This window comes from Arthrobacter sp. BB-1, assembly GCF_006151685.1.
Classification (GTDB): domain Bacteria; phylum Actinomycetota; class Actinomycetes; order Actinomycetales; family Micrococcaceae; genus Arthrobacter.
Genome location: NZ_VDEV01000007.1, coordinates 15848 through 30337, shown reverse-complemented (window position 1 = coordinate 30337; position 14490 = coordinate 15848). Strand labels below are relative to the sequence as shown.

Annotated in this window: 10 protein-coding genes and 2 tRNA genes; 10 read left to right on the top strand and 2 right to left on the bottom strand. The window is 66.8% G+C overall.

Going from position 1 to position 14490, the window contains the following annotated elements:
- Nucleotides 1-20: 20 nt before the first annotated feature.
- The 4 genes from FHJ30_RS04200 to FHJ30_RS04185 all read left to right on the top strand — a co-directional run bounded on the left by FHJ30_RS04200 (nt 21) and on the right by FHJ30_RS04185 (nt 4556).
- Nucleotides 21-2264, top strand: coding sequence for a prolyl oligopeptidase family protein (locus FHJ30_RS04200; protein WP_139028012.1), 2244 nt, complete (start codon nt 21-23; stop codon nt 2262-2264).
- Nucleotides 2234-2788 carry a GNAT family N-acetyltransferase gene (locus FHJ30_RS04195; protein ID WP_228405284.1) on the top strand — a complete coding sequence of 185 codons (555 nt, stop codon included), beginning with the start codon at nt 2234-2236 and terminating at the stop codon, nt 2786-2788. The genes FHJ30_RS04200 and FHJ30_RS04195 overlap by 31 nt, the downstream gene beginning before the upstream one ends.
- A 102-nt stretch (nt 2789-2890) precedes the next feature.
- Nucleotides 2891-2978, top strand: a tRNA-Ser gene (locus tag FHJ30_RS04190).
- 141 nt (nt 2979-3119) lie between these two features.
- On the top strand, nt 3120-4556 hold the full coding sequence (locus FHJ30_RS04185; protein WP_139028011.1) for an MFS transporter: 1437 nt from the start codon (nt 3120-3122) through the stop codon (nt 4554-4556).
- Nucleotides 4557-4615: 59 nt separating this feature from the next.
- Here FHJ30_RS04185 and FHJ30_RS04180 read toward each other — a convergent pair whose 3' ends face one another.
- Nucleotides 4616-6826, bottom strand: coding sequence for a RecQ family ATP-dependent DNA helicase (locus FHJ30_RS04180; protein ID WP_171058913.1), 2211 nt, complete (start codon nt 6824-6826; stop codon nt 4616-4618).
- Between the two features lie 152 nt (nt 6827-6978).
- Between FHJ30_RS04180 and FHJ30_RS04175 the strand changes: the two genes are divergently transcribed.
- The 4 genes from FHJ30_RS04175 (at nt 6979) to FHJ30_RS04160 (ending at nt 10674) form a co-directional block, all read left to right on the top strand.
- The gene (locus FHJ30_RS04175; protein ID WP_139028010.1) at nt 6979-8397 is read left to right on the top strand and encodes a phosphomannomutase/phosphoglucomutase; all 1419 of its coding nucleotides are present in this window, start codon (nt 6979-6981) and stop codon (nt 8395-8397) included.
- A 6-nt stretch (nt 8398-8403) separates the two neighbouring features.
- On the top strand, nt 8404-8907 hold the full coding sequence (locus FHJ30_RS04170) for a hypothetical protein (RefSeq protein WP_139028009.1): 504 nt from the start codon (nt 8404-8406) through the stop codon (nt 8905-8907).
- Nucleotides 8908-8922: 15 nt separating this feature from the next.
- Nucleotides 8923-9372 (top strand): Rrf2 family transcriptional regulator, encoded by a 450-nt coding sequence (locus tag FHJ30_RS04165; protein WP_139028008.1) that lies wholly within the window; start codon nt 8923-8925, stop codon nt 9370-9372.
- A 141-nt stretch (nt 9373-9513) separates the two neighbouring features.
- Nucleotides 9514-10674, top strand: coding sequence for a globin domain-containing protein (locus FHJ30_RS04160; protein WP_139028007.1), 1161 nt, complete (start codon nt 9514-9516; stop codon nt 10672-10674).
- An 89-nt stretch (nt 10675-10763) separates the two neighbouring features.
- On the opposite strand, the gene FHJ30_RS04155 is transcribed toward FHJ30_RS04160, so the two are convergent.
- Entirely contained in the window at nt 10764-12599 is a 1836-nt protein-coding gene (locus FHJ30_RS04155; RefSeq protein ID WP_139028006.1) for a phosphoenolpyruvate carboxykinase (GTP), read from the bottom strand.
- A 277-nt stretch (nt 12600-12876) separates the two neighbouring features.
- Here FHJ30_RS04155 and FHJ30_RS04150 point away from each other — a divergent pair.
- Together FHJ30_RS04150 and FHJ30_RS04145 are read left to right on the top strand one after the other, a co-directional pair.
- Nucleotides 12877-12953 (top strand) — tRNA-Arg (locus FHJ30_RS04150).
- Nucleotides 12954-13036: 83 nt separating this feature from the next.
- Nucleotides 13037-14488 (top strand): NAD(P)/FAD-dependent oxidoreductase, encoded by a 1452-nt coding sequence (locus FHJ30_RS04145; RefSeq protein WP_373683169.1) that lies wholly within the window; start codon nt 13037-13039, stop codon nt 14486-14488.
- The last annotated feature ends 2 nt before the right edge of the window (nt 14489-14490 follow it).

The following is a 14490-nucleotide window of genomic DNA, read 5'->3' as shown; positions in this document are numbered from 1 at the left end:
ATGTTGTTTGGATGAGGCGCATGACCACCACTGAAGCTGATCCAGCGCCCGCCCCCGGTTCCGGCAACACCACCGGCACCGCCCCGCAGGGCATCGCGCCCGAGCCCACGGACGAGAACGTCTGGCTTGAGGATATCTACGGCGAGGAGCAGCTTGCCTGGGTGAAGGAGCAGAACTCCCGCACCGAGGACCTCCTGGAGGACGCGGACTATGTCCAGCTTGAGGGCAGCATCCTTGAGGTCCTGGACTCCACGGACCGGATCGCCATGGTGGGCAAGCGCGGTGACTGGTACTACAACTTCTGGAAGGACGGGAAGAACCCCAAGGGCCTGTGGCGCCGCACCACGTGGGAGAGCTACTGCACGGATACCCCCGAGTGGGACGTTCTGCTCGACGTCGACGCGCTGGCGGAGGCCGAGGGCCAGGAGTGGGTTTTCCACGGTGCCACCTTCCTGCGGCCCGCTTCCGGCGAACCATACCGGCACGCGTTGTTGGCCCTCTCCCCCGACGGCGGCGACGCCAACCGGTACCGCGAATTCGACGTCAAAACCCGCGCCTTCGTGGACCCCGCGAAGGGCGGCTTCGACCTCCCGACGGCGAAGGGCAATGTTTCGTGGCTGGACGCGGACACGCTGCTGGTGGCCTCCACCGCGGACGGACTGCCGAAGACCGCTTCCTCCTACGCCCGGACGGCCGTCACGCTCAAGCGCGGGGACACCCTGGCCGGGGCGCCACGCCTGTTCGAGGTGCCCGAGCACCACATGATGACCGTGGTTGCCCACGATTCCACCCCCGGTTTTGAGCGCACCTTCGCCGTTGACTACATCGATTTCTTCAACCGCAGGAACCTGGTGCTGCGCGACGGTTCCTGGCTCCAGATCGACGTTCCCACGGACGTGAATGTCAGCGCGCACCGGGAATGGCTGCTGTTCCGGCCCCGGCAAGACTGGGCACTGGGCACCTCGACGTATCCGGCCGGCTCGCTCCTCGCCGCCCGGTTCGAGGACTACCTGGCCGGCTCACGGGACATTGCCGTGCTGTTCACCCCGGATGCGAATACGTCCCTGCAGTCCTGGAGCTGGACCCGCGACTTCCTGCTGCTGAACCTCCTGAAGGACGTGTCCTCCGAGATCCGGGTGCTCGATCCCGCCCGGCCAACGCACAATGCGCAGGAAGCGTGGGCGTCTTCGCCGTTGGATGCCTGCCCGCCGCTGCATGACGTCAACGCCTACGCGGTGGACGATGAAGACGAGGCCGACGGCGGTGCGGGCAACGACTTCTGGCTGGTCGCCACAGGTTTCACCACCCCCACCACGCTGATGCGCGGCACCTTGGAGCGCGCGGCTTCCGGTACCCCCGGCGTGGTGAGCCGGCACGCGGTGGTCAAGGCGTCGCCGTCGTTCTTTGCAGACGGCGATTATGAAGTGCAGCAGCACTTCGCCGTGTCCGACGACGGGACCCGGGTTCCGTACTTCCAGGTTGCCTCCCGGGACCTGCCGCTGGACGGGCAGAACCCCACCCAGCTTTCCGGCTACGGCGGATTCGAAGTTTCCCGGACACCGGCCTACACCGGCACGGTGGGCAGGGCCTGGCTGGAACGCCGGACCTCGGGCGCGCAAGGGACGGACGGGGAAGCCCCCCACTCCCGCGGCGGCGTGTACGTGGTGGCGAACATCCGCGGCGGCGGCGAGTACGGGCCGGCATGGCACCGGGCGGCGCTGCAGGAAAACCGGCACAAGGCCTATCAGGACTTCGCCGCCGTTGCCAGGGACCTGATCTCCCGGGGCGTCACGTCGCGGGAGCGGCTGGGCTGCGTGGGCGGGTCCAACGGCGGCCTGCTGGTAGGCAACATGCTGACCCAGTACCCGGAGCTCTTCGGGGCCGTTTCATGCGGGGTGCCGCTGCTGGACATGCGCCGCTACACCAGGCTCTCCGCCGGCCACTCCTGGATTGCCGAGTACGGCGACCCCGATGTCCCGGAACAGTGGGAGTACATCAGGACGTTCAGCCCCTACCACCTGCTGAAGGACGGGGTGGAGTACCCGGAAACGTTCATCTGGACGGCAACCTCCGATGACAGGGTTGGCCCGGTCCAGGCGCGCAAGATGGCGGCCCGGATGCTGGCCATGGGCATCCCCAACGTCTGGTTCCACGAAGCGCTGGAGGGCGGCCACGCGGGCGCGTCGGACAACCGGCAGGCCGCGGCGCTGCAGGCCCGCAGCCAGCACTTCCTGTGGAAGTCGCTGGCCGGCGGGGCCTCATAACGTTGGCGCTTGAGGTGCGGCGGGCGCTGGCCCCGGACGTGGAACGGCTGGCCGCGGTCCACGTCCGCTGCTGGCAGGAGACGTACCGGGGCATGTTGTCCGAGGGATTCCTTGCCTCGCAGAACGCCGGTTCCCGGCTGCCCCTCTGGCGCCACCTGCTGGAGGCCGCCGAGCCGGCGCATGCGTGGGTGGCTTCCGACGGCGGCACGGTCGTTGGGTTTGCCGGCATCCGCAGGGAGCCAGGGGCCGCCTCACACAGCTTTGCGCCGCCGTCGTCCGGGAACCTGGAACTGTGGGGGCTGTACCTGCTGGCTTCGCACCAGGGGCTGGGCCTGGGCCGCCGCCTTCTTGTTGCAGCACTGGGCAATGAGGCGGCGAGCCTGTGGGTGGCTGCCGACAACCAGCGCGCCATTGGCTTCTACCGTCACTTCGGGTTTGAACCTGACGGCGCCGCCGACGTGATTCCGGAGTGGGAGGACCTTCGCGAAATCAGGATGGTCCGGGGCGCACAGCCCCCGGGGTGAAGCCCGCGCCGTGCAACCGTGGCGTCCTGTATCGGCCGGGGCGATCCGTTTTGCACTGCATGCCCGGTTCTGCGTATCCTTGGTGGGCTAGGAATAGCAATTGGAGACGTGCCAGAGCGGCCGAATGGGCTTCACTGCTAATGAAGTGTGGGGCACAACTCCACCGGGGGTTCAAATCCCCCCGTCTCCGCGTTTGGCCCCGGTCCTGGACCGGGGCCTTTTGCTTGCCGTGGCATTTCCACCGCGCCGATACGTCCACCACCGCGGACATATCCGTCCGTCGGACGGACACCCGGCGCTTTGCACGTCCCGCCGATGGCAGGATTGTCGGATGGCAGCAAGCAACACGGTGGATGAGGCGCATGGCGGCGCGGTGCAGGTGTGGAGTCCCCGCCTGGCGCTGCTGGTGGCCGCCACTTTCTTCATGGAATTCCTCGACGGCACGGTCCTCACCACGGCCATCCCCAACATCGCCGCCGACTTCCGGGTTCCAGCCGCGGACGTGAACATCACCATGACCGCATACCTCCTGACCGTCGCCATGGGCATCCCGCTCAGCGGCTGGCTGGCTGAGCGCTTTGGTGCCCGCCGCATCTTTTGCCTTGCCATTGCCATCTTCACAGCCGCATCCCTGGCGTGTTCACTCAGCCAGGACCTCGTTGCCCTCACTCTCAGCAGGACCGCGCAGGGGTTCGGCGGCGCCATGATGGTACCGGTGGGAACCCTCCTGGTCCTCCGCGGGACGCCGAAGGCCGACCTCCTCCGCGCCACGGCGTTCCTGGTATGGCCCGGGCTCCTGGCGCCGGTGCTCGCACCGCTGGTGGGCGGCGCCCTCACCACCTACCTTTCCTGGCACTGGATCTTCCTGATCAACCTCCCGCTGGGTGTGGCGGCGTTCATTGCGGCCCTGCGCCTGGTGCCTGCACGGGCCGGTGACCGCGGGCGACGGCTGGACTGGCTGGGGTTGTCGCTCACCACCCTGGGGGTTGGTGCCCTGGTGGCGGGCCTTGAACTGGTGAGCGCCCACCCTTCCGCTCCCTGGGCCGCGCTGAGCGCCGGGTTCGGTGTGGTGGCTGTTGCCTGCGCCGTCATCTGGATGCGCAGGACCCGGAATCCGCTCTTTGACCTCGGGGTCTTCAGTACCCGCACCTTCAGGGCGATGGCCACCGGCGGGTTCGCCTACCGCCTGACCATCAGTTCCGTCCCTTTCCTGCTGCCGCTGATGTTCCAGGCCGGGTTCGGGTGGTCCCCGCTGCACGCGGGCGCCATGGTGGCGGCCGTGTTCATCGGCAACATTGGCATCAAGCCGGCCACCACACCCCTGATCCGGCGTTTTGGCTTCAAGGCGATGCTCGTCTTCGCCTCCCTTGCTTCTGCCGCTACGTTTGTCCTCTGCGCCCTGCTTACGGCAGAAACGCCAGAGCCGCTGACGTTCGCCCTGCTGGTCTGCAGCGGCGCCTTCCGCTCGATCGGGTTCTCGGCCTATGCGTCAGTCCAGTACGCCGACATCGCACCCGCGCAGCTCACCTCGGCAAATATGGTGTCTGCCACCTTGGTCCAGCTCGCTACTGCTGCCGGCATTGCTGTGGGGGCCCTGCTCATCCGGCTGTTCGACGGGCTCAACAGCTTTCCGGCTGACGCCGCCGGCCCGTTCCGCGGCGCGTTCCTCGCCATGGCGGTGTTGATGCTGGCGAGCACGGCGGACAGCCTGTTCCTGCCGCCCCACGCCGGTGCGGAAGTCAGCCGGCGGAAGGCGCAGCGCGTCTAGATCCAGCCTGGGTAGGCCAGCCCGCCTTAGCCAGTCGGCCGTGGGCGGGCCGGGATGAATCAGCCAGCCTGGGCCAGCACCAGCGGAAGCACGGCACCCGCCCCGGCCTGGCGAAGGGCCCGGCCGGCCACGGTGAGCGTCCACCTGCTGTCCACAATGTCGTCGACCAGCATCACGCTGCCGCCCTGCAAGGAACCCAGCGCGGCCTCAAGGTCCGGCCCCACCACAAGGCGGTCCCACACCCCCGCCAGCCGGTAGGCGCTGTTGCCCCCGCGGCTTCCCGTGGGGCCACCATGGGCCAGCTGAAGCTCGCCCAGGTACGGAATCCGGCCGATCTCCGAGATTCCCTTCGCAAGGGACCCCACTAGCTCAGGTTTGCCGCGCGACGGGATGCTGACGATGGCGGCCGGCCTGCCCGCCCCGCTCCATCCTGGATTGCGGGGGTCGCCGGCACCCCATTCGCGCAGCACCTGGACGCACGCCTGAAGCATGCCGGGGTCAACGGGCCGGTCCTCCGCGCCTGCCGCAAACAGCTCCCGCAGGGCGCCGCCCCAGCCGAGGTCCGTCAGCCGCGCGAGGACCCGCCCCTCCGAGACTCCTTCCGCAGGTTTGAGCTTGCCCTTGACCGGAACGCCGAGGCGGTCCATGCCGGAGGGCCACTGCAGCCGCGCTTCCAGCACTCCGCCCGCCCTGCTGAGCGTCTGGCCGGCCGCCGCGGTAGCCTGCTCGGCGATCTCCGCCGGAAACCACCGGCCGGCACAGTTATCGCATCTGCCACAAGCATGGGCGGTCTCGTCGTCGAGGACGGACGTGATGTACTCCATCCGGCAGCCGGCAGTGTCCTGGTAGATCACCATGGAGTCCTGCTCGTCCACGCGTGCCTCGGCTATCCGCCGGTACCGTTCGGCGTCGTAGGCCCAGGGCTGCCCGGTGGACCGCCAGCCGCCACCCACCCGCTCCACAGCACCATCCACCGAGAGGACTTTCAACAGCAGTTCCAGCGGAGTGCGACGGAGGTCCACCCTTGCTTCCAGGGCAACCGTGGACAATGCCGTACCGGCTTCGGCAAGCGCCGTGAGGACGGCGGCGGCTTTTTCCTCGGACGGCATGGAAGCAGTGGCGAAGTACTGCCAGATGTCCCGGTCTTCGGAACCTGGCAGAAGCAGGACATCGGCATTTGCCGCCCCACGGCCCGCACGCCCAACCTGCTGGTAGTAGGCCACCGGCGAGGAGGGCGCCCCCAGGTGGACAACAAAACCCAGATCGGGCTTGTCAAAACCCATGCCAAGCGCGGACGTGGCAACCAGCGCCTTTACCTGGTTGTCCTTCAGGAGCTGCTCGGCACGTTCCCTGTCCGCGGGGTCCGTGCGGCCAGTGTAGGCCAGCACTTCATGGCCGGCCTCCGCCAGGAGGCGCGCCGTATCCTCCGCAGCGGACACCGTTAATGTATAGATGATTCCGCTGCCGGGAAGGTCGGCCAGATGCGTCAACAGCCAGCCCAGGCGCTGCTTGGCGTCAGGAAGTGACAGGACCCCCAGCCGCAGGGAATCCCTGCCCAGCGCACCACGGATGGTGAGGACGCCCGCGCCGAGCTGCTCTTCGATGTCGTGGACCACCCGGGAGTTCGCAGTGGCGGTGGTGGCCAGCACCGGAACCGAATCCGGCAGCTGGGTGATCAGGTCGGCGATCCTGCGGTAATCGGGCCGGAAGTCGTGGCCCCAGTCGGAGATGCAGTGGGCCTCGTCGACGACCAGCAGGCCCGTGCGCCGGATGAGTTCGGGCAGCTGGTTTTCCCGGAAGGAGGGGTTGGTCAGCCGTTCCGGCGACACCAGCAGGACGTCCACCTGGTCAGCGGCGAGCTGTTCGCGGACGGTGTCCCATTCCAGCTGGTTCGCAGAGTTGATGGCCACAGCCCGCACCCCTGCCCGGGCAGCCGCGGCTACCTGGTCCCGCATCAGGGCGAGGAGCGGCGACACGATGAGCGTAGGCCCGGCCCCGCGGCGGCGCAGGAGCAGGGACGCCACAAAATAGACTGCGGATTTTCCCCAACCGGTGCGCTGCACCACCAAAGCCCTGCGGCCGTCGTCGACCAGTGCCTCAATGGCTTCATACTGGCCCTCATGGAAGCCGGCCGTGGGGTTGCCCACCAGTTCGCGCAGGACGGCTAGCGCCTGCGCGTGGGTTGCCGACGAGGGAGGGACGGTGCTGCCTGCCGGTCCAGGAACGGTTGCGGGTTCTATGAGGTTGGTGGCGTGCTGGTTATCGACCATTGATTCAGTATCCCAGCCCCCTCCGACACCAGGCACACGGGGGCGCCCTATGTGGAAACCCCGCCACCGCAGGGCCGTCCGGCCCGTGTCACATACGCCGCTCCCCACCTTTCCTCCACAGCCACTTCCGCGGCCCACGTAAGATAAAGCCCGTGACTAGCGAACAGACAACGACTTTTGACCTTTCGGCATCCTTCAAGGCGTACGACGTCCGCGGCATCGTGGGCGAATCCATCACCGCCGAAATCGTCGAAGCCGTGGGGGCCGCCTTCGTGGACATCCTGAAGCTCGAAGGCGAGACCATCCTGGTGGGCGGGGACATGCGCCCTTCCTCCCCGGAGTTCAGCAAGGCCTTCGCCAACGGCGCAGCCACCCGCGGCGCCAACGTTGAGCTGCTGGACCTGATTTCCACGGACGAACTGTACTTCGCCTGCGGTTACCTGAACCGGGCAGGGGCCACCTTCACCGCCAGCCACAACCCTGCCGGCTACAACGGCATCAAGATGTCCAAGGCCGGCGCCGTTCCCATTTCTTCCGAGTCCGGCCTCAAGGACATCCAGGCCCTCGCCGAGCAGTACCTCAACACGGGCGCCATCCCGGCCGCGGCCAAGCGCGGGCTCATCGGCGTCCGCGACGTACTCAAGGACTACTCCGAATACCTCCGCAAACTGGTGGACCTGTCCGGTTCCCGGCCGCTGAAGGTGGTGGTGGACGCAGGCAACGGCATGGCCGGCCTCACCACCCCTGCCGTGCTGGGCGACACCCTGCTCCCCAAGCTGCCCCTGGACATCGTTCCCCTGTACTTCGAGCTGGACGGCTCCTTCCCCAACCACCCTGCGAACCCCCTGGAACCGGAAAACCTCCGCGACCTGCAGGCGGCAGTGGTGGAGCATGGCGCGGACATTGGCCTGGCGTTCGACGGCGACGCTGACCGCTGCTTCGTGGTGGACGAGAAAGGCGAGCCCGTCTCGCCGTCGGCCATCACGGGCATGGTGGCGCGCCGCGAGATTGCCCGCGCCAAGGCGTTGGGCGAGGAAACCCCCACGATCATCCACAACCTCCTCACCTCGCGCGCCGTGTCAGAGCTGGTGGAGCACGACGGCGGCCGGGCAGTCCGCACGCGTGTGGGCCACTCCTTCATTAAGGCGGTCATGGCGGAGGAAGGCGCGGTCTTCGGCGGCGAGCACTCAGCCCACTTCTACTTCCGTGACTTCTGGAACGCGGACACCGGCATGCTGGCAGCGATGCATGTCCTGGCAGCCCTGGGCGAACAGGACGGCCCGCTCTCTGAGCTGGGCCGCGAGTACGAGCCCTACGTCAGCTCGGGCGAGATCAACTCCGAGGTCGAGGACAAGCCCGCCGCCGTGGAGCGTGTGCGCGCGGCCTTCGCAGACGAGGACATCACCATCGACACCCTGGACGGCAGCACGTTCACCGCCAACGACGGCAGCTACTGGTTCAACCTGCGCCCGTCCAACACCGAACCCTTCCTCCGGCTTAACGCAGAGGCAACCGACCGCGCCACGATGGAACAGGTCCGGGACCGCGTCCTGGCGATTGTCCGGGCGTAGGGCAGCGTGACAGGCACGCCGGAGCATGGCTCCGAAGAACAAGGCTCCGAAGAACAGGGCTCCTGGCGCGGCTCGGTGCCGGATGCCACCGCCACGGACTTGGAGAACCTCCTGGGCACGGGCGTCAGCGCCGCCCAGGAGCAACTCCACCGGAGTGGCGGCTTCCTGCCTTTCGCCCTGACCGTCCAGAACGACGGCGAGGTGCGGCTGGTGGCGGTATCGCCGGCAGATGCCGCGGAAGGTTCAGACGGCGACTTTGATGCCGATGCCATGATCAGCGACCTCACAGCCCTGCTGCGGCAGAACCGGGAGGATTTCCGGGCTGCCGCCGTGGTCTGCGACATCCTGCTGGTGGAGGAGGACTCGGACGCCATCCATGTAGCGGCGGAGCACCGCGACGGGTCTGTCTTCGCAGCCGTGCTGCCCTACTCGGCAAACGCCGGAACCCAGACGTGGGAATTTGGGGAGCTGGCGGCCGACGCCAGCGAGCCTTCGATCTGGGTGGACTAGACCGGCGGCGCCCGCATGAAGATCAACGCCTTCGCCGACGTCAGCCTGCGGGCCCTCATGGTGCTCGCGGCAGCCCCTGCCGGCACCCTGCTGACCACGCAGAACATCGCCGACTCCGTCGGGACGCCCTACAACCACGTCAGCAAGGCGATGGCGAAGCTGCGCACCCTCGGATACATCGAGGTGGTCCGCGGCCGTACCGGCGGTTCCCGCCTCAGCCACGCCGGCCGCAATGCCACCGTAGGGCAGGTCCTGCGGCAGCTCGACACCCGGACCGATGCGGCAGAATGCGTGGCTCCGGGCGGGAACTGCCCCCTGATCAACGAGTGCAGGCTCCGTTCCGCGTTGTCCCGGGCACGTGAGGCGTTCTACCTGGAACTCGATTCCATCACCATTGCCGACCTCCCGGTTTCGCGCCAAATGGCTCCGGTCTTCAGCATGATCGGGCTCCGTCCCGGGATCTGACAGCCCCGCCAAGCCCGTATTACAGGGCGATTTGCTTCCATCTTCTACAAGATGTAGAAATTGGGTATGAAAACCGGCATCTGACATGCAGGTATTCGCGAAGGCCGGACGAAGGCCCCGGCCGCTACCTCAGGAGTTCCCATGCTCTCGGAAAAATCCCGCCCCGTCATTGAAGCGACCCTCCCCCTGGTGGGCTCCCGGATCGGCGCCATCACCCCCAACTTCTACGCCCGCCTGTTCGCCGCGCACCCCGAACTCCTGGACGGCCTGTTCAGCCGTTCCAACCAGCGTTCCGGCAACCAGCAGCAGGCACTGGCAGGCAGCATCGCGGCCTTCGCAACCCACCTGGTCAACAATCCGGGCACCCTCCCCGAGACCGTCCTGTCCCGCATCGCCCACCGGCACGCTTCCCTGGGCATCACGGAACCGCAGTACCAGGTGGTGTACGAGCACCTCTTCGCCGCCATCGCCGAGGACCTTGCCGAGGTCATCACGCCGGAAATCGCCGAGGCCTGGACCGAGGTGTACTGGCTGATGGCCGATGCGCTGATCAAGCTGGAGAAGGGCCTCTACGCAGCGCAGGCCAACGACAGGATGTGGATGCCGTGGCGGGTGGCCGCCAAGACTCCCGCAGGAGCCGGCTCCATGACCTTCACCCTCGAACCCGCCGACGACACGCCCGTCACCCCGGCCCTGCCCGGCCAGTACATCAGCGTCAAGGTGGCCCTGCCGGAAGGCCTTCGCCAGGTGCGCCAGTACTCGCTCTCCGGGGAGGCCGGCACCAGCCGCAGCTTCACCACCAAGCTTGACGACGGCGGCGAGGTCTCCCCCGTGCTCCACAACAGCGTCCAGGTGGGTGACATCCTGGAGATCTCCAATCCGTACGGCGAGATCACCCTCAAGGAGGGCGACGGGCCGGTGGTCCTGGCCTCCGCGGGCATCGGCTGCACCCCCACCGCGTCCATCCTCCGGTCCCTGGCCGAGTCCGGCTCCGACCGCCAGGTCCTGGTGCTTCATGCGGAAAGCACGCTGGACAGCTGGGCACTCCGCGGCCAGATGACGGACGACGTCGAACGCCTGGACGGTGCGGAGCTGCAGCTGTGGCTTGAACAGCCCGTGGCTGGAGCCAAGGAAGGCTTCATGTCCCTGCGCGAGGTGGATCTTCCGGCTGACGCTTCCCTGTACCTGTGCGGCCCGCTGCCGTTCATGAAGAACATCCGCAATGAAGCGATCAACGCCGGCATCCCTGCCACCCGGATCCACTACGAAGTGTTCGGCCCGGACATCTGGCTGGCCAGCTGAACAAGTCCGATGGGAGAACGACGGCGGCGCCGCACCTTTCCTGGAAAGGTGCGGCGCCGCCGTCGTTATGCCTGTTTGTTGCGTGCTGCTTAGCTGTGGTCAGCCATGCGTTCCTTCAGGGCTTCAAGCTCGGCACGCAACGCGTCGGGGAGGGAATCGCCGAACTGTGCGTACCAGTCCTCGATGGAAGCCAGCTCGGCGTCCCATTCCTCCCGGTCCACGCGGACAGCTTCCTCCACGTGTGCGTGGGTGAGGTCCAGGCCGGTCAGGTCCAGCGAGTCGCCGGCGGGCACGTAACCGATGGGCGTCTCCACGGCACCGGCCTTGCCCTCGATGCGCTCGATGGCCCACTTGAGGACACGGGCGTTGTCACCGAAGCCCGGCCAGGCGAACCCGCCGTCGGCCGTGCGGCGGAACCAGTTCACCAGGAAGATGTGGGGCAGCCGCTCGGGGTTGGCCTTGCCGGAAACACTGATCCAGTGCTTGAGGTAGTCGCCGGCGTCGTAGCCGATGAACGGGAGCATGGCCATGGGATCGCGGCGGAGCCTACCCACCTGGCCGGCTGCGGCGGCAGTGGTCTCGGAGGAGAGTGTGGATCCCATGAAGATGCCGTTGGTCCAGCTGCGGGCCTGGGTCACCAGGGGAACCGTGGTCTTGCGGCGGCCGCCAAAGAGGATGGCGGAAAGCTCCACGCCTTCGGGGCTGTAGTATTCCTCGGCCAGCATGTCGATCTGGGAGATCGGCGTGCAGAACCGTGAGTTCGGGTGGGCGGCAGGCTTGTCCGAATCCGGGGTCCAGGAGTTCCCCTCCCAGTCGGTCAGGTGCGCCGGCACCTCGTCCGTCATGCCCTCCCACCAGACACCGCCGTCGTCAGTCAGTGCCACGTTGGTGAAGATGCTGTGGCCCTTGGCGATGGCGCGCATGGCATTGGGGTTGGTGCCCCAGCCGGTGCCCGGGGCTACACCGAACAGGCCCGCCTCGGGGTTGGTGGCGCGCAGTTCGCCTTCCTTGCCGATCCGCATCCAGGTGATGTCATCGCCGAGGGTCTCGACTTCCCAGCCTTCAATGGTGGGGTCCAGCAGGGCAAGGTTGGTCTTACCGCAGGCGGACGGGAAGGCCGCTGACAGGTAGTACGACTTCTTCTCCGGCGAGGTGAGCTTGAGGATGAGCATGTGCTCAGCCAGCCACCCTTCGTCACGGGCCATCACGGAGGCGATGCGGAGGGCGTAGCACTTCTTGCCCAGGAGGGCGTTTCCGCCGTAGCCGGAGCCGAAGGACCAGATGGACCGCTCCTCGGGGAAGTGGACAATCCACTTGTCCGGGTTGCAGGGCCATGCGACGTCGGCCTGGCCGGGTTCCAGCGGGGCTCCCAGGGAATGCAGGGCCGGGACAAAGAACGCGTTGGTCTCGGTGATCTTGTCCAGCACCCGGGTGCCGATGTTGGCCATGATGCGCATGGAGGCAACAACGTAGGCGCTGTCCGTAATCTCGACGCCGAACTTGGGGTCCTCAGCGTCAAGGTGGCCCATGACGAAGGGGATGACGTACATGGTGCGGCCGCGCATGGAACCGGCGAACAGCCCGCGCAGCTTTTCCTTCATCTCCGCGGGAGCCATCCAGTTGTTGGTGAACCCGGCATCGCGCTTGTTTTCCGAGCAGATGAAGGTCTGCTCCTCCACGCGGGCTACGTCTGCGGGGTCGGAGAAGGCCGCGAAGGAGTTCGGAAACAGGTCCTGGTTCAGCCGGGTCAGGGTTCCGGCGGCCACCAGCTCATCGGTCAGCCGGGTGTTTTCCTCTTCGGACCCGTCCACCCAGTAGATGCTGTCCGGCTGCGTTAGCTCTGCAACCTCTTCGACCCATGCCAGCAGACCGGCATGTGTGGTGGGTGCTTTCTCAAGCAGCGGCTTCTGCGCCAGATCGCCCATTGCGGTTCCCTTCCTCGGGTTCATCGGTGTGTGCTAAATGCTATGGTCCGGACCACTGGAGTTTTTTGGACGTATGCTGACCGTCAGAGGTCACAGAAGTAGAATTCCGCGGGAAATCAAGGAACTTCAGGCTGAAATTCTACGATTAAGTGACAAAGGTCACCTATACCGGTCTAGTAGCGGAGATTACAGGCGCTACGATTTGGCATCCCAGCCAACCCTCGCGTAAAGTAATTCGAGGTTCAGGGAGAGCGGTTCTTCTCCAGGAACACGGAATGCGCCCATAGCTCAGCTGGATAGAGCGTCTGTCTACGGAACAGAAGGTCAGGGGTTCGAATCCCTTTGGGCGCACCAACAAGGTCCGCACCGGTTCGCCGGTGCGGACCTTTTGCGTTGGGCCCACTTCCGCGTTGTCCCCGGCGTAGGCTGTCCCCATGATGCCCGAGCCTGTGAAGCAGGAATTTGACGTTGTGGTGATCGGCGCCGGCGCCGTGGGGGAAAACGTCGCGGACCGCGCCGCCCAGGGTGGCCTCTTCGTGGTGCTGGTGGAGGCGGAACTGGTGGGCGGCGAGTGCTCCTACTGGGCCTGCATGCCGTCAAAAGCGCTGCTTCGCCCCGGGACCGCGTTGCACGCTGCGCAAACGACGCCGGGCGCAAAGGAAGCCGTCACACGGACCCTGGATGCCGCGGCAGTGCTGAAGCGCAGGGACTATTTCACGTCCAACTGGCAGGATGACAGCCAGGTTGCCTGGGTCAAGGATTCCGGCATCGACCTCATCAGGGGCCACGCCTGGCTGACGGCCCCCAAGACAGTCCAGGTTGCGGGGTTGGACGGCACCTCCCACCAACTGGCGGCGCGCCACGCGGTGGTGCTGGCTACGGGTTCAGTGCCGAACACTCCCCCTATCGAGGGACTGGAGGACCTGCAGGTCTGGGGAACCCGCGAGGCCACCTCCGCCAGCGAGATTCCGGAGCGGCTCGCTGTCCTGGGCGGCGGCGTTGCGGGAACCGAACTGGCTCAGGCATACGCCCGCCTCGGATCCGCCGTGACGCTGGTGGCGCGCAGCAGGCTGCTGCGGAATTATCCGGAAGAGGCAGCCAGCCTGGTGGCCGCCGGCCTGCGCGCGGACGGAGTGGACATCCGGCTCAACACCGGGACGCAGGGAATCAGCGGGAACGATGACGGCACCTTCAGCCTGCAGCTGGCCGACGGGTCAACGGTCATCGCCGACAGGGTCCTGGTGGCCGTTGGACGCCACCCCGCCCTGGAAGGATTGGGACTGGAAAGTGTCGGCATCGAACCGGACGGCAGCGGGCACCTGGCCCTCAGCACGGACACGTCCGGTCTGGTGGAGGGCGTTTCGGGCGACGAACCGTGGCTGTACGCCGTGGGTGACGCCGCCGGCAAGAATCTGTTGACGCACCAGGGAAAATACGAGGCCCGGGCGACGGGCGACGCCATCGCCGCCCGGGCAAAGGGCGAACTGACCGGCCGGCCAGCGGACTGGAGCCGCTATTCACAGACCGCAAACCAGCAGGCCGTGCCCAACGTCGTGTTTACCGATCCGGAATTGGCAACCGTTGGCCGCACCCTGGAAAGTGCCCGCGAGGACGGCTACAACGCCTCATCGGTGGAACTTCCCATCCAGGTTGCGGGATCTTCGCTGCATTCGGAGAACTACGAGGGCTGGGCGCAGCTGGTGGTCGACGAGGAGCGCCAGGTACTGCTGGGCGCCACGTTCGCCGGAGCGGACGTCTCCGAACTCCTGCACGCAGCAACGATCGCCGTGGTGGGCGGGGTGCCGCTGGACCGCCTATGGCACGCGGTGCCCTCCTACCCCACCATTAGCGAGGTATGGCTGCGCCTCCTTGAAAAATACGGCCTGTAGGA

Coding starts and splice junctions, on each gene's coding strand:
- FHJ30_RS04165 (WP_139028008.1), top strand. CDS start 8,923: ATGAAGATCAACGCCTTCGCCGACGTCAGCCTGCGGGCCCTCATGGTG.
- FHJ30_RS04180 (WP_171058913.1), bottom strand. CDS start 6,826: ATGGTCGATAACCAGCACGCCACCAACCTCATAGAACCCGCAACCGTT.
- FHJ30_RS04185 (WP_139028011.1), top strand. CDS start 3,120: ATGGCAGCAAGCAACACGGTGGATGAGGCGCATGGCGGCGCGGTGCAG.
- FHJ30_RS04160 (WP_139028007.1), top strand. CDS start 9,514: ATGCTCTCGGAAAAATCCCGCCCCGTCATTGAAGCGACCCTCCCCCTG.
- FHJ30_RS04145 (WP_373683169.1), top strand. CDS start 13,037: ATGCCCGAGCCTGTGAAGCAGGAATTTGACGTTGTGGTGATCGGCGCC.
- FHJ30_RS04155 (WP_139028006.1), bottom strand. CDS start 12,599: ATGGGCGATCTGGCGCAGAAGCCGCTGCTTGAGAAAGCACCCACCACA.
- FHJ30_RS04200 (WP_139028012.1), top strand. CDS start 21: ATGACCACCACTGAAGCTGATCCAGCGCCCGCCCCCGGTTCCGGCAAC.